17 protein-coding genes and 1 tRNA gene are annotated in these 19,539 nt (G+C 31.8%); 9 read left to right on the forward strand and 9 right to left on the reverse strand.

What is annotated here, in order from left to right:
- Nucleotides 1-51 precede the first annotated feature (51 nt).
- The 8 genes from V9L04_RS10280 to V9L04_RS10315 form a co-directional block, all read right to left on the reverse strand.
- Nucleotides 52-4,110: a response regulator gene (locus tag V9L04_RS10280; protein ID WP_338794003.1), complete on the reverse strand. Its 4,059-nt coding sequence runs from the start codon at nucleotides 4,108-4,110 to the stop codon at nucleotides 52-54.
- 239 nt (nucleotides 4,111-4,349) lie between these two features.
- Nucleotides 4,350-4,808 carry a hypothetical protein gene (locus tag V9L04_RS10285; RefSeq protein WP_338794004.1) on the reverse strand — a complete coding sequence of 153 codons (459 nt, stop codon included), beginning with the start codon at nucleotides 4,806-4,808 and terminating at the stop codon, nucleotides 4,350-4,352.
- 13 nt (nucleotides 4,809-4,821) lie between these two features.
- Nucleotides 4,822-5,211 (reverse strand): hypothetical protein, encoded by a 390-nt coding sequence (locus tag V9L04_RS10290; protein WP_338794005.1) that lies wholly within the window; start codon nucleotides 5,209-5,211, stop codon nucleotides 4,822-4,824.
- Between the two features lie 35 nt (nucleotides 5,212-5,246).
- Nucleotides 5,247-5,927, reverse strand: a complete 681-nt coding sequence (locus V9L04_RS10295; RefSeq protein ID WP_338794006.1) for a hypothetical protein — start codon at nucleotides 5,925-5,927, stop codon at nucleotides 5,247-5,249.
- A gap of 125 nt (nucleotides 5,928-6,052) precedes the next feature.
- The gene (locus tag V9L04_RS10300) at nucleotides 6,053-6,511 is read right to left on the reverse strand and encodes a GNAT family N-acetyltransferase (protein WP_338794007.1); all 459 of its coding nucleotides are present in this window, start codon (nucleotides 6,509-6,511) and stop codon (nucleotides 6,053-6,055) included.
- 194 nt (nucleotides 6,512-6,705) lie between these two features.
- On the reverse strand, nucleotides 6,706-7,338 hold the full coding sequence (locus V9L04_RS10305; RefSeq protein ID WP_338794008.1) for a nitroreductase family protein: 633 nt from the start codon (nucleotides 7,336-7,338) through the stop codon (nucleotides 6,706-6,708).
- A gap of 49 nt (nucleotides 7,339-7,387) precedes the next feature.
- A complete protein-coding gene (locus V9L04_RS10310) occupies nucleotides 7,388-7,837 on the reverse strand; it encodes a MarR family transcriptional regulator (protein WP_338794009.1) in 450 nt (149 codons plus the stop codon).
- Nucleotides 7,837-8,262, reverse strand: coding sequence for a hypothetical protein (locus V9L04_RS10315; protein WP_338794011.1), 426 nt, complete (start codon nucleotides 8,260-8,262; stop codon nucleotides 7,837-7,839). Before V9L04_RS10315 ends, V9L04_RS10310 begins: the two co-directional genes overlap by 1 nt.
- Before the next feature lie 623 nt (nucleotides 8,263-8,885).
- On the opposite strand from V9L04_RS10315, the gene V9L04_RS10320 reads away from it, so the two are divergent.
- From V9L04_RS10320 to V9L04_RS10360, 9 genes are all read left to right on the forward strand, one after another.
- The gene (locus V9L04_RS10320; RefSeq protein WP_338794012.1) at nucleotides 8,886-9,527 is read left to right on the forward strand and encodes an Ezrin/radixin/moesin family protein; all 642 of its coding nucleotides are present in this window, start codon (nucleotides 8,886-8,888) and stop codon (nucleotides 9,525-9,527) included.
- Nucleotides 9,528-9,628: 101 nt separating this feature from the next.
- A tRNA-Leu gene (locus V9L04_RS10325) sits at nucleotides 9,629-9,710 on the forward strand.
- 75 nt (nucleotides 9,711-9,785) lie between these two features.
- Entirely contained in the window at nucleotides 9,786-10,415 is a 630-nt protein-coding gene (locus V9L04_RS10330; RefSeq protein ID WP_338794014.1) for a hypothetical protein, read from the forward strand.
- Between the two features lie 166 nt (nucleotides 10,416-10,581).
- The gene (locus tag V9L04_RS10335; RefSeq protein ID WP_338794016.1) at nucleotides 10,582-13,566 is read left to right on the forward strand and encodes a DEAD/DEAH box helicase; all 2,985 of its coding nucleotides are present in this window, start codon (nucleotides 10,582-10,584) and stop codon (nucleotides 13,564-13,566) included.
- A gap of 156 nt (nucleotides 13,567-13,722) precedes the next feature.
- Nucleotides 13,723-14,031 carry a hypothetical protein gene (locus V9L04_RS10340; protein ID WP_338794017.1) on the forward strand — a complete coding sequence of 103 codons (309 nt, stop codon included), beginning with the start codon at nucleotides 13,723-13,725 and terminating at the stop codon, nucleotides 14,029-14,031.
- A 213-nt stretch (nucleotides 14,032-14,244) separates the two neighbouring features.
- On the forward strand, nucleotides 14,245-15,252 hold the full coding sequence (locus V9L04_RS10345) for a polyprenyl synthetase family protein (protein ID WP_338794018.1): 1,008 nt from the start codon (nucleotides 14,245-14,247) through the stop codon (nucleotides 15,250-15,252).
- A 124-nt stretch (nucleotides 15,253-15,376) separates the two neighbouring features.
- Nucleotides 15,377-15,598: a twin-arginine translocase TatA/TatE family subunit gene (locus V9L04_RS10350; protein WP_338794019.1), complete on the forward strand. Its 222-nt coding sequence runs from the start codon at nucleotides 15,377-15,379 to the stop codon at nucleotides 15,596-15,598.
- A 255-nt stretch (nucleotides 15,599-15,853) separates the two neighbouring features.
- Nucleotides 15,854-17,290, forward strand: a complete 1,437-nt coding sequence (gene gatA, locus V9L04_RS10355) for an Asp-tRNA(Asn)/Glu-tRNA(Gln) amidotransferase subunit GatA (protein WP_338794020.1) — start codon at nucleotides 15,854-15,856, stop codon at nucleotides 17,288-17,290.
- A gap of 139 nt (nucleotides 17,291-17,429) precedes the next feature.
- Nucleotides 17,430-18,260: a hypothetical protein gene (locus V9L04_RS10360; protein ID WP_338794022.1), complete on the forward strand. Its 831-nt coding sequence runs from the start codon at nucleotides 17,430-17,432 to the stop codon at nucleotides 18,258-18,260.
- A gap of 62 nt (nucleotides 18,261-18,322) precedes the next feature.
- Here V9L04_RS10360 and V9L04_RS10365 read toward each other — a convergent pair whose 3' ends face one another.
- On the reverse strand, nucleotides 18,323-19,411 hold the full coding sequence (locus tag V9L04_RS10365; protein ID WP_338794023.1) for a complex I subunit 1 family protein: 1,089 nt from the start codon (nucleotides 19,409-19,411) through the stop codon (nucleotides 18,323-18,325).
- Nucleotides 19,412-19,539 lie beyond the last annotated feature (128 nt).

Here is a 19,539-nt window from a genome sequence, read left to right on the forward strand (position 1 = left end):
TTAAACTCAAATTGAAAAGGATTTTTTTATTTTATTCTTAGGTAAATAGTATTAAACTCGCTTACCAATCCATTTACAAACTGTATAGACTAGTTGGTCGTAATCTACAGGCTTAACAATATAATCGTTTGCTCCTGCATCAAAACACTCTTGTTTGTCTTCTTCTTGTGCTTTTCCTGTAATGGCAACAATTGGATAATGCTTCAAATCTTCATCTTGACGAATAATTCGCATAGCATCAAGTCCATTCATCTCAGGCATAACCGAGTCCATCAAAACCAAATCTATATCTTCTTCACGAAGCATATCAATAGCTTGCTGACCATTCATGGCTTCCAAAATCTGAGCTTCATAAGTCTCTAAAGCAGATGCGATTACAAAAATATTACGAATATCATCATCGACTACTAAGATAGTTTTGTTTTTGATGAGCTTAATTGCTTCTTCCTTGCTCACTTCTTTTATAGATTCATTAGCAGATTTGTACTCTTCTTCTTCCTCATCATCATTTCCATCCATTTCTTCATTGATAGAATTACGAGTGAGCGAACGAGGAGGAACATCACCTTCTAGTTTTTCAGCATTTTTATCTTTTTTGCCTTTGTTATTCTTATTAGAATTTCCTCTTTTTGGAAGCAATTCTTCTAATTCTTTATCTACTTGAAGTTCGGCTAATAGAGATTCAGCAAGTTCGGCTGTACGTGTTTTTTGTTCATTTTCTTCTTGTTTAGGGGTTTCTTTCTCAACCTCTTCTTCCATTCTATGTAAAAATAAAGCGACTTCTTCTCGCAATTTTTCACCTGTATCTCTAGTCTTTAAGATGATACTTTGAGCTGCTTTTCGCAGATTTGTTTCTTCTTCAGGTGATAGGGTTTTGCCAGTATAAATAATGACAGGAATATTTGGATGATTTTCATTGATGTATTTACACACCTCTTGTCCACTTCCATCTTTTAAACCCAAATCTACAATTGCACCATCAAAAGTTCCATTCTCAATGGCTTCAATAGCTTCTGTCTGATTTTTTACACCTTTTACTTTTACATCGTTGCCAATGATAAGCTCTTTGATAGCTTCCATTTGTGATTCGTCATCTTCCACAACTAATAAATCTTTGACTTTTTTATGAGAAAGACGAAGCATATCAGTCATTGCTTTTTTCAAGACATTTTCATCTATTGGTTTTTGAAGGAAACCAAATGCCCCTGTGGAAAGCAAATCATTATCTTTATCTCTAGCCGAAATAATTTCGATAGGAATATGACGCAACTCTTTATAGGATTTTAGTTTTTTCAAAACATCTGTTCCATCAATATCAGGCAAGCCCAAGTCTAAAATAATTCCACTAGGTTTGTATTGCATTGCCAAATCAATTCCTTCTTCTCCACTCTGAGCAATCAGGGCTTTTATATTTTGAGAATGCAGTACTTCTGCCATGCTTTCAGCAAACTGAACTTCATCTTCAATAATGAGAATAACATTATCGTTCTTGTTAATATCATTTCTATCATCTTCAACATCTTCTCTTATTAGTTTTCTAGGCAAATATCTCTGAGTAGAAGATTTGTTTCTTCCCGTTTCTAGATTTTTTACTACCACTGTTACACGGTCTTCTTTTTCAGCTAGTTCTTCATCTAATCGTTTTGGTAAAATAATTGAAAATGTACTTCCTTTTCCTGCTTCTGAATCTAGCTCAATTTGTCCTTGCAGTAGCTTTGTAAGCTCTCTAGCAATTGAAAGTCCTAAACCTGTTCCTCCATATTCTCTTGAAGTAGTTCCGTCGGCTTGTTTGAAGGCTTCAAAAATGATTTGTTGTTTGTCTTTCGGAATTCCAATTCCTGTATCTGTAATGCTGTATCTGTAATGGTCTTCATCGTGTTCAGCAATTGACAATTTGACTTCTCCTTTTTTTGTAAATTTAAAGGCATTCGATAAGAAGTTTCGTAAAATCTGAGCGAGTCTTTCCTTATCACTATATATATATGACTTGGTTTTGTCTTCTGTAAGAAATTGAATCCCTTTTTCTTGAGCAATTCCTTGAAACAAATCATTCATATCTGTAACAATTTCTTTATTGGCAAACTCTACAGGATTGATAACCATTTTTCCTGCTTCAATTTTAGAAAGGTCAAGAATATCATTTATTAATCTTAAAAGCTCTCCACCTGATTTATAGATAATCTTAGCTTTTTTGACATCTTTTTCTACTAATGTATCCTTTTCATTTTTAGAAAGCATTTTAGAAAGCATGATAATCGAATTGAGTGGTGTTCGAAGTTCATGCGACATATTTGCCAAAAATTCTGATTTGTATTTGTTTGATAATTCTAATTGTTCGGCTCTTCTGTCTAGCTCTTCTTTCGCTGAAATCAGACTTTCATTTCTACGACGCAATTCTTCTGATTTTTCTTGTAATTCTCCTTGTTGAACTTCTAATCTTTCATTGGCTTGCTCAATCTCTTGCGCTCTTGCTTGTGCGCTTCTTGTAGCTTCTTCTGAAGTAGCTAAAAGTCCTTTGATTCTGTCAGTTTGAAGAACAGAATAAATATAAGTTACGATGGTGTTGGCAGCCTGTTGTAAAAATTCTTGTTTTAATTGTGTGAAAGGCTCAAAAGAAGCTAGTTCGATAACTCCATACAGTTCATATTCAAAAACAAGAGGAAAAGCATAAACATGAGTTGGTGGCTCTTCAACTGTTCCTGTTGTGAGCGACATGTCTTGTCTTCTGATATTTTTTAGCAAAATCGGACTACGCTCTAAACCCACTTGTCCGACCAAACCTTCTCCAATTTTGTATTCATTTGAAAGACCAGAACGCTCTGTAAAGGCATACGAAGCATTTAGTTTTAATTTAGAAGAATAACTATCCACCAAATACATCACACCTTGAGCCGATTCGGTATAACGAGAAATAAAATTGATTGCTTTTCGACTAAGTTCCAATGAAAGAAGGTTTCCAGAAAGTTGTTGAGCAAGTTGATTGATACCATCTTTTATCCAGTTCTGTTCGAAAGTTTCAATTTTGTTAGTTCTCAAACTTTCAGTCATTCTTTGTAGAGCTGCACTAAGTTCGTCCTCTTCGCCTCTTTCTTTTACATTTACGGTATAATCTCCCTTTGCAATAACTTGTGCCTGATTGATAATATTTTTAAAATTCTCAATCATTTGATTAATCGAAATAGCTAAAAGGTCGCTTGAGCTTTTTACTTCAATTTGTCTTGATAAATCTCCTTTTGCAATATTGTTAGTAATGTTGGAAACTTCCCTTAAATTTTCTACTACTTTTTTTACAGAAGAATAAATACTGTCTTCTGACTCTGTATTGGTAAATTTCATTGTTAAATCTCCTGCCGAAACTCTACGAGCTACTTCTGCAATATCAGAAGGCTCTCCACCAATTTGTTTACGAGTGTTTCTGACAATAAATAAGGCTACCAAAATACTTACAATAATTGAAATTAGGGTAAATCCAATAATCAAACGACTAGAGTCTGTATAAATTTCTTCACTTCGTTTGGCTGCTTCTCTTGCATTTTCGAAGTTATCAAAGATGATTTGATTGAGTGTTTGATTACTTGATTCGAAAGCTAAAAATGAACGCTCACGTAGTTTTTCTTTTGCTTCTTCTTTGTTATTATATCTTGATAATTGTTTTATTTTTTCACTTTCTTCTAAATATTTTTTATAATCGTCTTGAAAGAGTTTGAAATTATTTGCATTCTGTCTTAAATCTTTCAAATCTGGATCATCTTCTTCTTTTTGGTCTGCAATTCTATTAGTTAGAATATCTTCTCTTTCTTGAAGTAATTTTTTGTAGTTTTTTTCACTACGAGTAATATTTTCTTTATCTAATCGCATCAAACCTTCATATTCTGACATTTCAATTTCTGAAAGGGCAAAAATATGTTGCTGCTGACGTATCATGTGGTCAGAAGTATTGGCACTAATGGTCGATATCTCATAGATACTCGGCATCCAATTTTCACTAATCTCAAGGGCTACATTTTGTACCTGTGAGAGTTTGATAATTGCAAACACATTGACTGCAATAGACAAGATAAGAATAAGGGAGAAACCTCCAATCAGTTTCGTGGTTAAACGCTCAAACATTCGGATTACTGTTTTTATGGAAAAGGCTATTATAACAATCTATTCGTTTCGCTATATAATTTCTAGCTATAATTTACTACTAATTTAATCAAAATAGCAAACATAAAGCCTTTTATAGTCAGAATAAGATTAAAATAGCTTGCCTTTCGACGAAATGGAATTTTTAATCGGTTGGTTTTTACCAAATTCTTTTATCAAAAACAGTAATTAGATTGTATCTTTTAATTATAGAACTATTTTTAGGTCATATCTAAACTAATTTCGTACTTTATTGAATCTGATTGTTTGGCTATTTGATAGGCTTGGGTATTTTTTATCTCTTGTTCCCACTCTTGAATATCTGTATAATCCATACTCCAAAAACCATCTTCATCAGTTTCTAAAAAAATAGTTTTGTCATAACTTAATTTGATTCTAAGTTGATAAAACTCCTCATCATTTTCTAGCAAAATTTGTCTAACAATATCAAATTCAAATCTTTCTTCTTCTTCTTCATTCCAACTATATATTCCATATTCTGCTAATAACTCATCAGCATCATCGTCAGGCTCAGCTGAACAGCTTATTATTTCGTAATTAGATTTAAACTCTACCATAGCATCAAGAGCAGATTCTATTAATGAATTTGCTTCAGAAGCCATTTTATTTTCAACTATCTGAGTTAAGATAGCTACTGAGTCTTCAATTTTAATTTTCATAGCTTAATTTTTTTCAAAAAACACAATACAAAACAAATCCCCCAAAAAGCACAGAAAAAGGAAACAACAAACGAATATAAAGAGGTTTCAAAATATTGGCTGCCTGAGTTGCATAATTGTGATGGTATTTTCGTGGTACAAAGTAAAGTACAACAGAAGTTCCGAGCATAAACCAACCTAATAGCTTAAAAAACTCTGGATAACGACAAAAATCTGCATACAAAATCATTGCTATTGCAGGAATCATGCGAATAGTAATTTCAGCATAATTTATAAAATTAGTGCTTCCTGCTTTTCGTAAAGTTGCTCTAGCTATTTTTGGAGCAAAAAGCATTAAAAACCCTACTGAAATCAAAAATATTCCGAAAGTTACCACTGTCCATTTTGCAATAATTGTAATCATTTGAAAGTAGTTTGGAGTTTTTTATATAAAGAGTTCTATTCTAGGCACTCCATATTTGCTGTTTGATTTTTATATTTCAAAACTAACTCATAATCTTTCATCAATTCTGTAAGGTCTGAACAATTTACTTCTTTATTGGCTACTGTTTCCGAAGTAGGATTGTTTTTAACAGATGAACGAATTGTAAATTCTTTTTCAAGACATTTTATTAATTGATTATCAATAATATAAAAGCGTTTTTCTGTTATTTTATCTTTAGTTTGACTTTCTCCATTCATTGTTGTTCCATCAAAACTCCATGCTAGGGTATTATCAAATATAAAAAAGGGTGTGTTATCTTTTAAAAAATATTCTTTTGTGACTCCACCATGTTCCCAACCTTCATCATGTTTTATCATTCGCAGTTGTCCGTTTTCTAAAAAATAAATGACTTTACCTGATGATTCTTCATAACAACTATATTCAAAAGAGGTAGAATCCATTTTTCCATTCGTTATTTTAGACATAATGCTTTGATATTCGGCTCTAATATCTTCAACTGTTTTCAATTCTGTTATTTCTTGATTTGTTTGAGTGGATGTATTTTCTGTAACAGTTTCATTTTTAGATGAAGTAGAATTTTGCTCTAAATCAGAAGATTCAGCTGTTTTGGTTTCTGAATTTCCATTACAAGAAATAAATGAAAAAATGAGAAGGAAATAAAATAGGTTTTTCATGATTTGGAAGTTAATTATTGAGTTTTTATGTAAAATTTATAGTTAGAGAAATATAACATTATTTTTTATAATAAGGATAAAATAATTCAGAATCTCTATCCTAATTATTTGCGCTAAACCTAATTTTAGAATTTTTTTTCCCAAACTTTTTCAAAACACTTGCTGTTTTCCACCCCAATATATTGTCCATAATTCGGAATTATATCATAACCATTTTTTTTATAAAGTGCTATGGCTTCAGGTTGTTTGAGTCCTGTTTCTAAGACACATCTTTTATAAGATAATTCTTTTGCCCATTTTTCTAGTTCTGAAAGAATTTTTGAAGCAATTCCTTTTCCACGATTTTGAGATAAAGTATACATTCTTTTTATTTCCATTGAATCAGTATCAAATTCTTTTATTGCTCCACAGGCTAATGGAATGTCATTTTCATAAAGAACAACAGCATGTTTTATGGTGTCAATTTTATTAAACTGTGCATAAAAAGAATGGTCTTCTCCATCTCTTTGAGCTAAATCAGCGTCAAGGAGTTTCACTAAATCAATAAAATCTTTATTTTCAGAATTGGTTCTTATTGTTTTCATTATTTGGATTGTTTTTTTAGGTTGTTTTGATGGTCGTCGGTGGGGACACCGACAACGGCTATAACCTGTCGTTTTTGGGGTGACAGATAGAGTTAGGCATAATAATAGCTAAAATACAAACCAAATATTTAAACACAAAAAAGGTCATAACAAAATGTTACAACCTTTTACAATACTATGAAACGATTAAAAAATTAGTCAACTAATGTAACTAGATCTTTTTTAGGTTTTCTTACTTTTTTCAAGTTTACCAACCAGTCATTTTCAGTTTTTCTGTAACCAACAGGAAGAAGTACACAACTTCTGAGACCTTTTTCTTTTAATCCTAAAATCTCATCTACTGCATTTGGATCAAAACCTTCCATTGGCGTACAGTCTACTTCTTCGAAAGCACAAGCTGTTAGAGCTTCTGTAAAAGCAATATAGGCTTGTCTAGCAGCATGTTGAAAGTTTTCTTCTGCATCTTTTTGTGGATAGCTACTCAATAACATTTGACGGTAGTTTTCCCAACCTTCATTTTTAAATCCACGAACTTCATTTACCAAATCAAACATTTTATTGATTCTGTCGGCTGTATATGTATCCCAAGCAGCAAAAACAAACAAATGCGAACAGTCTGAAACTACAGATTGATTCCAAGCAACAGGCTTGATTTTGTCTTTAATTTCTTGATTGGTAATAACAAATACCTCAAAAGGCTGTAATCCACTTGAAGTAGGTGCAAGCGAAATTGCTTCGATGATGTTATCGATTTTTGCTTGTGGTACTTTTTCGCCATTCATTGCTTTAGCAGCATATCGCCAGTTGAGTCTATCTAATAATTCCATTTTGGTAGTTTTAAATTGATTTTTGTATATAAATTTTTTCTAGCACAAATTATTCTTTGTCTACTGAAAGTATTTTTATCCATTCATTCAGAACCTCTTTTAGGTTTATAATATCTGAAACATGGACATTTTCATTTACTAATACTTGTGCAAGCTGTTCTGGAACACAGGTAGCTTGTTTTTTTAGTTCTTTTCCCTTTTCTGTCAATTTTATAATGACGCTTCGCTCATCTTCTTCTGAACGATTACGCTCAATAATTTCCATTTTCTCCATACGTTTTAGCATAGGCGAAAGTGTATTTGTATTGAGAAGTAACTTTTCAGTAATTTGATTTACTGTAATCTCATCTTTTTCCCAAAGTACCATCAATACTAAATATTGAGGGTAAGTAATTCCCATTTTATCCAAAAAAGGCTTATAAGCCTTTGTGATAAGACGAGAAACTGAGTAAAGAGGAAAACAAATTTGATTGCTCAGTTTTAATTTTGATTCTTCCATTAGTCATTCTTTTTTTGCTTTGCTCTCCAAGCCTGCCATGCTCCACTAGACCACAATGCCCAAGCAATCAGAACAGGTTGAAAAAATAATCTTATTAATCTAGCTCTATCCGAATTTAATGCTCCAAAGGCATCTCTTCCTTCAAGATACTGTGAAATATTACCAGGGAAAATCAATATATAAAATATTGCCAATGCCCAGCCAAATTCAGTTCGTTTAGATTTCCAAAAAGCCAGTCCCAAACCCAATATCATTTCTACAATTCCTGATAAAATGACTACCATATCTTTACTAAAAAACGGTATCCAGTCAGGCACTTGTGCTTGAAACTCAATTCTATTAAAAGTCAGATGGCTAAAACCTGCATATATCATAAAGAGAGCTAACAGGATTCTAAATACATTTTGTAACGTTGATGTTTTCATTTTATGAATTTTTAAGTCGTTTAAGATTTTATTTAACACGATTAAGTCGTGTGCGATACAAATGTACTTCTTTTTTTCGGAAAAACTAATTTTTTTTAGAAAAGTAAGTACTACAGGTTTGTCAGATACTTCAAATAAGGAACAATTAAGAATTAAAAAACACGACCTGTTAAAGCAGTGAAGCTAATTTAATTTATTGATTATCAATAGATTGAATGTTTGAAAATAGTAGTTTATTTAATTCTTATTCCTTATTTTGTTGTGCATTCAGTTCCTCAGAACTGAATGTTTCGCTTCCTCAGAAGCGTGATTTATTTACCTGAATCAGGCTTCTGAGGAAGCATTTCGTTCAACTCTGGGGAGTTGAATGCACAAAAAAAATAAAGCAAATTCAAAAAGAATATTAGTCTATAAAAACAGAATACTTAACTATACTTTAAGAGTGAGTTATCGAAGAAAAGCAATTGGTCAATAAAAATATAATTTTTAGGATTAGAATTTGCCTTATTTGTTGAAATAAACTTATCAAAATTCTTCCAATAACTATCAAATTTCACTTTTACTGTTTCTGACACTAGAAGTGAAAACATCAATATTTACCGTTTATAAAAAAATATAAAGTTATGTTTCGTTTTATTTTAGCAAGTCTTTGTTTTATTTTTCTGCTTTCTACACATTCTGTTTTTGCTCAAAAAATGAGTAAAGAACAAAAAAAAGTTTGGAAGAAAAAACAAAAATCGATGTCTGTAGAAGACTTTAAGAAAAAAGTAGAGGGCTACGAAACAGCTGTTGAAGAGGCTAGTAAATTGGAAAAACAGGTTGTTTCGACAAGCCAAACTCTGATGGAAAAAGAACGAATGGTTGATAGTTTGCAGCAAGCTTTAGCAGATGCACAACAAGCAGCAAAGTCAGAAACAGAAAATGCTGATGCTTCTTCTTCGGATGGAAAAGATGATTATTCTAAAGGAACAGTTTATAGAGTACAAGTAGGAGCATTTAGAAACAAAGACTTAATGAAATTTGTCGAACACAGACGTTTCCATGCTGAAGAAGATGAAGACGGAGTAAAAAAATATACCATTGCAGCTTTTAGAGACTATTGGGAAGCTGACTTATTCAAAAAATATTTGCGTGAAATGGGTGTAAATGATGCATGGATTGTTTCTTATAAAGATGGCGTTCGTGTTCAGATAGAAAGCGTTTTGTCAGCAGAAGACCAAAATATGGTAAAATCAGGAGATAGCAAGAATAATGACATCGATTAAGATAAAAAATATTTCATTTTTCTGAAAAAATGCTTGCACTATAAAAAATAAGTTGTACATTTGTACTCTCAAAACGAGTAACTACCAGCCTTTAAAATCTTGCCCAGATGGCGGAATCGGTAGACGCGCTGGTCTCAAACACCAGTGGAGCAATCCGTGCCGGTTCGACCCCGGCTCTGGGTACATTTATTGAAAACCTCTTTTCTAATTTTTGAAAAGAGGTTTTTTTTTGTTTCATAAATTCTATATTTCTTCTTTATGTCTTCTCCAATTATAAAATTAAGTAGTATTACAAATCTTCATGATGCTCGTTTCGGTGCAGGAATGGGAACAGTTTTAGATATGATGATTGGCTTTTCATTAAATCCAACTAGTAAAAACTATGTTTCTGAACAAGATTTTGTGCAGATTTCGGGTTGGATAACAGGTTGTAAAATTGTGGCAGAACTAGAAGGTGATACAATCAGTGAAGAAGCTCATAAAATTCTTTCAAATACAGACTATAAGATTGATTTTATACAGATTTCTCAAAAATCTATTTTTTCAGAATTAAAATCAAACAGCTATAATTTTCCTATTATATTTTCTGCCAATTTAAAAGAACTAGAAAGTTTAAACATGAAAGATTTTAAGGTAGATTACTTTTTAATAGAATCTAATGAAGAAAGTTTATCTGAAAGAGAAATTCAAGTTCTCCAAAAATTATCTAAAGAACATCCGATTATTTTAGGTTTTGGAATAACAAGTGAGAATGTAACAGACTTACTTTCTCAAACAGAATTAAAAGGAATTGCTTTCAAAGGACAAACTGAAATAGAAGTTGGAATGGGTGGCTATACCGATTTTGATGAAATTTCAGATATTTTGGAAAAGGTAGAAGAGTTATAAATAACTATGAGGGAGAAATCAGCTTAATTGAAACATTTTAGTTTAACTTTTCTTACTTAGAAGCAATTTCCAAACTCAAAAAAAATCCGTATTTTTGAAGTTGTCTTAAATCTAAAAGAGTAACTAATTTTTAGTTTGCTGTATATCGTTTTATTTCTTGTTACTTATGAATGTTTCGCCTAACGAATCTTTTAAAGTCGTTTATTCGCTGTATGAACATCAATTTTTGGGTTGTTTGTTTGAGTCTTTTGTAGTACAAGTTCGACAGGGAAAACTGACACTAAAATATCAAAATATTTCTTCTCGCAATGCTCATGAGTTTGATAATGGACTTTCAGAGTCAGATTATGAATTGATAAAACTAATGGATTCGATTCAGCAAGATGCCATTATCAAAAAATTTAGTAATATTTCTTCCAAAGTAGGAAAGAGTGGCAAAAAACTAACTATTTTCGATTTTGTAGATAAAATTTATGACGAGGAAAAAGGAGATAAAGTCACTCAAAAACTTATTGAAGACTATGTAGAAGGTAAAAAAATAAAAATTCTGAATCTTCTTTTAGAGAAAAACAAGCTCGTCTATACGATGCAAAGAGACGGAACACCAACAGGAGAATTTATCGAAATCCCAAAAATCCCTGCAACTATTCTCTTTCATGTTTATAAAAATCCAGAGAATACACAATATTATCCGACCATTCGACACAATGAAAAAACGATAGAATTTCGTCAGTCAGATGCCAAAATTGTCTGTAATTCTCCTGCTTGGCTACTGCATAAAAATATTTTATATCATTTTGATAGACCTTTAGAAGGCGCAAAACTAAAGCCTTTTTTACGCAAAAAATTTATTTTAGTCAATAAAAGCGTTGAAGAAACGTATTATAAAAAATTTGTCGCTTCTTTAATTTCATCCTATCATGTGATTCCAGTAGGTTTTGAAATAATTACAAAAAGAAACGACCCACAAGCAGAATTGCATTTCAAAATTTTGTCTTCTTCTACACAATCGCTTTTTGATACGCCTGTTTCTACAAAAGCAAATCAGAATGAGAGCGAAAACACAGTCGTTTTCGAACTCAATTTTAGGTATAATGATGAAGTTTACAAAGTTTCAGAATTGAATGAAAATCAAAATAGTCATGTAGTCTTTGAGAATAATGAAGATAAATTTATTTTTACAAAATTTATTAGGCAAGTTTTGTTAGAAAAAGCTGTCGTTTCAAAACTCAAAGAGTTAGGTTTGCCTATTCAAAAAGGAAAAATTACGCTTCCTCGTTCAAAGGCTTTTTCTTGGATAACCAAAAATGAAACTATTTTACAAGAATTAGGAGTAGAATTAAAGCAGCACCAAAGCGAAGAAGGAAAAAATTATTTCATTGGAAAATCTCAAATTAGTATTGCAATCAATGAAAATAAAGATTGGTTTGATATTAATGCAAAAGTATTTTTCGGAGAATATCAAATTCCGTTTATGCAAATTCGTCAGTATATTTTGAAAGGTCAACGTGAATTTACACTTCCTAATGGTGAAATTGCCGTTATTCCTGAAGAATGGTTTACAGAATATAGTGAGCTTTTTGAATTTATGCAGTCGAAAGATGAAAAATTTGCACTTAAAAAACATCATTTGGCATTAGTTCAAAACTTAGAACAAGGAAATCTTGCCAACGTAACAATGAACCGAAAACTTCAAAAATTATACGATGCTGATAATTTTGGAGAAATAGAAGACTTTGAACTTCCAAAAGGCTTTAAAGGACAACTTCGTCCCTATCAAAAGGCTGGTTATAATTGGCTTCGTTTTTTGCAAGAATTTAATTTTGGAGGTTGTTTGGCTGATGATATGGGACTTGGAAAAACGGTTCAAACACTCGCTTTGCTTCAAGCACAAAAGGAAAAAGAGGGAGAAGTTGCTCCTTCATTATTAATAATGCCGACTTCACTTTTGTACAACTGGGCAGTTGAAGCTAAAAAATTTGCGCCTGATTTGAAGGTTTGGCGTTATACAGGAACAGACCGAAATAAAGATATTACGACTTATTTTCCAAAGTATGATGTAATTCTGACTTCTTATGGAACAATGAGAATTGATGCTGATATTTTGAATGAATTTTATTTTAATTATGTAATCTTAGACGAGTCTCAAGCCATAAAAAATCCAAGTTCAGCAATTTCAAAGGCTGTCAAAACACTAAAATCTCGTTTCAAACTTATCTTGACAGGAACGCCAATTGAAAACTCTACGCTTGATTTGTGGTCGCAAATGTCCTTTGTAAATGGTGGACTTTTGGGCAATCAAAAATTCTTCAAAACGCATTATCAAATTCCGATAGAAAAGCAAAGTGATGTCGATAAAGCGAGAAAATTACAGACTATTATAAAACCGTTTATTCTTCGAAGAACCAAAAATCAAGTCGCAACAGAATTGCCACCAAAAGTAGAAAATATCATTTATGTAGAAATGAGTAAATCGCAAGAAAAAGTCTATGAAGAAGCAAAATCATATTACAGAAATGAAATTTTGAAGCATATCGAATTGCAAGGAATGGCAAAGTCTCAAATTATGCTTTTGCAAGGTTTGACTAGATTAAGGCAACTTGCCAATCATCCAAAAATGGTTGATCCAGATTATGAAGGTGATTCAGGTAAATTTTCTGATTTGTGGGAAAAACTAAAATCTGTTTTGAGTGAAGGACACAAAGTTCTCATTTTTAGTCAGTTTGTAAGGCATTTGACTTTAGTTAGAAAAGAGTTAGACAAAGAAAAAGTAAAGTATTCGTATCTTGATGGAGGAACAAAAGATCGAAAAGCAGAAGTTGAGAATTTTCAAAACAATGAGAATATCAAAGTGTTTTTGTTGTCTTTAAAAGCTGGAGGTGTTGGTTTAAACTTGACGGCTGCCGATTATGTTTTTATGTTAGACCCTTGGTGGAATCCTGCTATTGAAGCACAAGCTGTCGATAGAGCACACCGAATTGGACAAGAAAACAGAGTTTTTATTTATAAATTCATTACTCAGAATTCAGTTGAAGAAAAAATATTAGCTTTACAACAACAAAAAATTGCGCTTTCACAAGATTTGATTACAACAGAATCTAGCTTTGTCAAAACGCTTTCTAAAAATGATATCGCTGATATTTTGAAGTAATCTTATTGTAGGGAAAAGACACACCTTTTCATAGATTAGTATTTTGGGTTCATAAATAAATGCTAACTTAATTAGCAAAATTAAAACAATATTTGTAATTTTTGGTTTATTTGTTAAAGAAAGATTAAAAAACATCTACTAAAACAAATAAAAAATATGGATTCGATAAACCAACTCATAGAATATATGAATGATTTTGTTCTTTTGAGTAAAGAAGAAATGGAAAGTCTATCAGACGAACAGCGTTCTTTATACCAAGAAAAAGAGAAAATTTATAAAGACAATAAACATTTTGTTGATTTTGCACAAGAACAATCAAAAGAAAAAACGAAATTTGGAAATGATATTTCAAGAGAGATTGCTAAAAACTTTCTTTTAGATGACCTTTCAGTTGAAATGGTAGCCAAGAATACAAAACTTTCTAGCGAAGAAGTACAACAAATAGCAGATTCTTTAATAGAATAAATTTATGAAAAATTTTGTCATTTAACTTATTTCAAAAAGTTGAAAAAATAGTATAGAATTTTAATTATTTTGAAATTCTATATTATCCTTTTAGGTGTATAATTACAAAATTGGGAAACTCAAATTTACTTATCTATATTTGATTATTAAAAACTCTCCTCTGTTGTTGATGTTTTAGAGTAGCGACACTGACAACAAAATAAATTACCATTTATGCCACAAGAAACTACTATCAATCCTACATTCTCACTACAAGAAGCTCAAAAAGCTCTTGAAACTCATATCAAAAACCTAAATACAGAAGGCAAACCAGCCGATTTGTACGCACCTATCAAATATATTATGTCTTTGGGTGGAAAAAGAATGCGTCCTTTGCTTGTTCTTTTGGGGTATTCCTTATATGACTCGGAATGGAAAAATGCTGTTGCTCCTGCAATTGTAACAGAGGTTTTTCATAATTTCACTTTGTTGCATGATGATATTATGGACAATGCTCCAATTCGTAGAGGACAACCTACAGCACACGAAAAATGGAATGAAAACACAGCACTTTTGTCAGGTGATTTGATGCTTATCAAAACCTATCAATGGTTTGGAGAATCTATTCCTTCAGATAAATTTCATTCTGTTTTGCAGCTTTTCAATGCCTGTGCGATTGGAGTTTGTGAAGGACAACAGTTTGATATGGAATTTGAAAGTCGTAATGATGTAGAGATAGAAGAGTATTTGGAAATGATAAAACTAAAAACAGCCGTTTTGTTAGGATTTTCATTAGAATTAGGAGCAATTTTGGGAGGTGCAAAACCTTTTGAAGCACAGCAACTTAGAGAAGTAGGCATTTCGGCAGGAATTGGTTTTCAACTTCACGATGATATTTTGGATGTCTATGCAGACCCAAAAACATTTGGAAAACGAGTAGGAGGAGATATTATAGAAAATAAAAAAACTTATTTGATGCTGACAGCTTTACAAAAAGAAAAAGAAGCAGGAAATAAGGAATTACAGAATTGGATAAATAAGACAGAATTTGATGAAGCCGAAAAAGTAAAATTAGTTACTCAAATTTATAACAATCTGAATATAAGACAGTTTGCAGAAGATAAAATGAATGAATATTTTGAAAAATCCTATCAAACCTTAGAAAATCTTTCTGTCAGACACGAAAAACAAAAACAATTTTTAAAACAGTTTTTGATGCAAATACAGGAAAGGCAGAAGTAGAGAAAATAAATAAAACTTCTCTTAAATATTTGTATCAAAGTCATCAGAAATTCTTTTTTTATCAAAAAAACTGTATTTTTGCAGTATCAAATCTGTTTATCAGAACCTTTTAAATCAATCAACTATGTTAAATACACTTCTTTTCATCGGTGGACTTGGAGCTTGGGAAATTGCTCTTATTATGCTTATCGTCCTTGTCTTCTTTGGCGCAAAGCGCATTCCTGAACTTGCTCGTGGAGTAGGTCGTGGAATTCGTGAGTTTAAAGATGCAACCAGCGAAGTAAAAAATTCAATCGAAGCAGAAAGTAAAAAAGAAGATGTTTCTACAACTAAAAGAGAAGCATAATAAATAATTACGAATTACGAATTAAAAATTACGATTGTAAATTACTCATTATTAGTAATTTATGTTTTCAAATTGTTTGATTCAATCAAATTCGTTTTTATTGAAAAATCAGAATATAAATTAATACGAAGGAAAATACAGAGTTTACAAAATTCTTATAATTTTCTTTCGTATTTTTGTTTTTATAAAAGCTATTAATTCAAGAGTTAAATCTTGAACAATAACGTAATTCGTAATTTTTAATTCGTAATTAAATTGAAAACTTATATAGATTCCTTTGCTTCTGTCCAAAAAGCCATTCAAAACAAAACTCTTACTTGTGTAGAATTGGTAGAACATTATTTGAAAGTCATCCACGAAAAAAATCCTTCTTTGAATGCTTTTTTAGAAGTTTATGATGAAGAAGCTAAAGCACAGGCAAAACTTGTCGATGAAAAAATCCAAAACGGAACAGCAGGAAAACTAGCTGGAATGATTGTCGGATTGAAAGATGTTTTGTGTCATAAAGACCATAAATTAGGCGCATCTTCAAAAATGCTAGAAGGTTTTGAATCTCAATTTGATGGAACAGCCGTAGAACGTCTTTTGAAAGAAGATGCTATCGTTATTGGTCGCCAAAACTGTGATGAATTTGCGATGGGTTCTTCCAATGAAAATTCTGCTTTTGGAGCTGTAAAAAATGAAATTGGTACAAACCGAGTTCCGGGGGGAAGTTCTGGAGGGTCTGCTGTGGCAGTTCAGGCAGGAATGTGTATGGTTTCATTGGGTTCTGATACAGGTGGCTCTGTGCGTCAGCCTGCTGCTTTTTGTGGAATTGTTGGTTTGAAACCAACCTATTCACGTATTTCTCGTTATGGTTTGATTGCCTTTGCATCATCTTTTGATAGCATTGGAATTTTTGCAAATAATGCTGCTGATGTTGCTATTACGCTAGAAGTTATTGCTGGAAAAGATGATAATGACAGTACAGTTTCTCAAAGAGAAGTGCCAAAATATTCTGAATTATTAAAGCAAGATTCAGAAAGTAATACTAAGCCAAAAATTGCTTACATCAAAGAAACTTTGCATTCTGAAGGATTAAGCGAAGAAATAAAAGCTGCAACAATTTCAAAAATTGAGAAACTAAAAAATGAAGGCTATCAAGTAGAAGAAGTAGATTTTTCTCTTCTCAAATATGCTTTACCTACTTATTATATTTTGATTACGGCAGAAGCAAGTACAAACTTATCAAGATATGATGGTGTTCGTTATGGTTTCCGTAGTCCGAATGTTACCGATTTGGAATCGATGTACAAAAAAACACGTACAGAAGGTTTTGGTAAGGAAGTCAAGCGCAGAATTATGTTAGGAACGTTTGTTCTTAGCGCAAGTTATTACGATGCTTATTTTACGAAAGCACAAAAAGTAAGACGCAAAATACAGGAAGCAATGAAAGAATTATTCTCCAACTATGATTTCATTATCTCTCCAACAACGCCTACAACAGCCTTTGAAATTGGAAAATATGAAGGCGAAACGGTAGAACTTTATTTAGCTGATTTGTTTACTGTTCCTGCTTCTGTGGTCGGAATTCCTGCGATTTCTATTCCAAACGGAACAGACAAAGAAGGTTTGCCTATCGGACTACAAATAATGGGAGATTATTTTTCAGAAGATAAATTATTGGCTTTTGCTGATGAGATGATGAAGTAAATTTATAAATCCTCGTTGACGGTTCAGACCTCAACGACGGTTTACATATAATAGAATTTTTAAAAATCGTTTAAGAATTACTTGAACGATTTTTTTGTTTATATTGTATTTGATTTATAAACTACAAATAAATACAGAAATGAATAGACGTTTTTCGGAAAGAATGGGAATTGTAAAGCCTAGATTAGATTTACAAATAAATGATATTGATGAGAGATTGAAAAACAGGCTTTGGAATATTTTCCTAAAAAAGGTAACGTATGAGAGATTTCTATATGGTACAGATGATCCTAAAACGTTATACTATCACTTTATGGAAAATTTTTGGGGAGAGTTTTTATTACTTCCTCTTGATGAAATTCCTGTCCTAGGAAATAATGACTATAAGGCTAAGATACGTGCAAATTTAAAAGAGTTTTTTTTTCAGACTAGCTGGTATGAAATTTATGAGTTACTTGAATTCTATTTACCTTATAAAATTGATGGATTTGCATCACAAATTAATGAAGCATTAGAGAAAGAAATGTCAGGTTATAGAATAGTAAATAATCTAGTAACTCCAATTACTTCACAAGAAGAAATTAATGAAGTAGAAGAAGCTGCTCAATCTCCTTATAATTCAGTAAATGAACATCTCAAAACGGCTATTCAACTATTTTCAGATAGAGAAAATCCAGATTACCGTAACTCCATAAAAGAAGCTATCTCTGCTGTGGAATCTTTATGTTGTATTATTGCTGAGGATAATAAAGCCACTTTCGGAAAAGCATTAGCTAAAACAGAACGAAAATTGAATTTAGGTGTTGAATTTAAGACAGCTATTAATTCTTTATATGGCTATACAAATAATGAAGGAGGAATTAGACACAAATTATTTGAAGGCAGTCAAGAAATTAAGTTTGAAGATGCTAAGTTTATGCTAGTTTCTTGTTCTGCATTTATCAATTATTTGATAGCCAAAAATGTATAGTAAATGATTCTCTTGCCGTTTTCGATATCTCACCGACGACATATAGCAAGACACACAGAAATTTATGATAAGAAAACCTTCCAAAAAGCTGTCAAAACAAGCATACCTAAAGAAAAAGGAAGTAAATATTTCCAACACATTGTCATTAGTTGGTCGACACGAAGGCGAGGAAAACTCCAACGAATCCACATCTGAATAAGCATAAAAATAATAGTTTTGCTCATCAGCCAAAAGAAAGACCATAGATAAGACGAAAAATGTCCAATTTCTCCACTTGTATAATTAGCTAACTCAAAACTCCCAATATTAGGAAAAGGACTATTCCAACCTCCAAAAAATAAAATACTTGTCAGAAGTCCTATCAAAAGCATCATTCCATATTCTGCCAACATCAAAAATGCCCAACGCATTCCTGAATATTCTGTTTGAAAACCTGCTACAAGTTCTGATTCTGCTTCTGGAATGTCAAAAGGTGTTCGGTTGGCTTGTGCAAGTCCAGAAATAAAGAAAATCAGAAAGACAATAAAGAAAAATGGCATTGAAATGATATTCCAAGACAAAAGTCCTCCAATAGTTTGAGTTTCTATATTTAAAAATGAAATACCAAATAAATAGGTCGTTTTTTCTGCAAAAATTCCTTGTGCCTGACTAATTTCTTGTAAATCTAAAGAACCATTCCAAACTACCACACACAAAATAGAAAGTCCTAGAGGAAGTTCATACGAAACCATTTGAGCCAACGAACGAACAGATCCATACAATGAAAATTTATTGCTAGAAGCCCAACCAGCCATCAAAATTCCTATTACATCTAAGGCTACAATACCTAGCCAAATCAAAATACCTAAAGGCATTTCAGTTTCAGAATTTGCTGTAAAGGGAACAAGCGCAAAACCTGCAAAAACAGCTATAAAAACTAGAACAGGGGCAAATTTGAATAAGAATTTATTTGTAGAAGAGGGAATAATATCTTCTTTAAAAAGTAGTTTGACTACATCAGCAAACGTTTGTAAAAGACCGTATTTTCCTGTTTCAGTAGGACCAATACGGTCTTGTATGAAAGCAGAAACTTTACGCTCAACATATACACCCACCAGTGTATTAAATAAAATTAGAGAAAGTGTAAGAAATATTAGGAAAGTAATAGTCATACTATTATATTTGATAGTAATATAAAGAAAGTAAATTGATTTATCTATATTTAAGGAAAGATGTATATATTCAAAACTTTATTTCAAAAATGCTGTGTTTATCAGAATTTTATTCTTAGTAGTAGGTT

The organism is Bernardetia sp. MNP-M8 (genome assembly GCF_037126285.1).
GTDB lineage: Bacteria > Bacteroidota > Bacteroidia > Cytophagales > Bernardetiaceae > Bernardetia.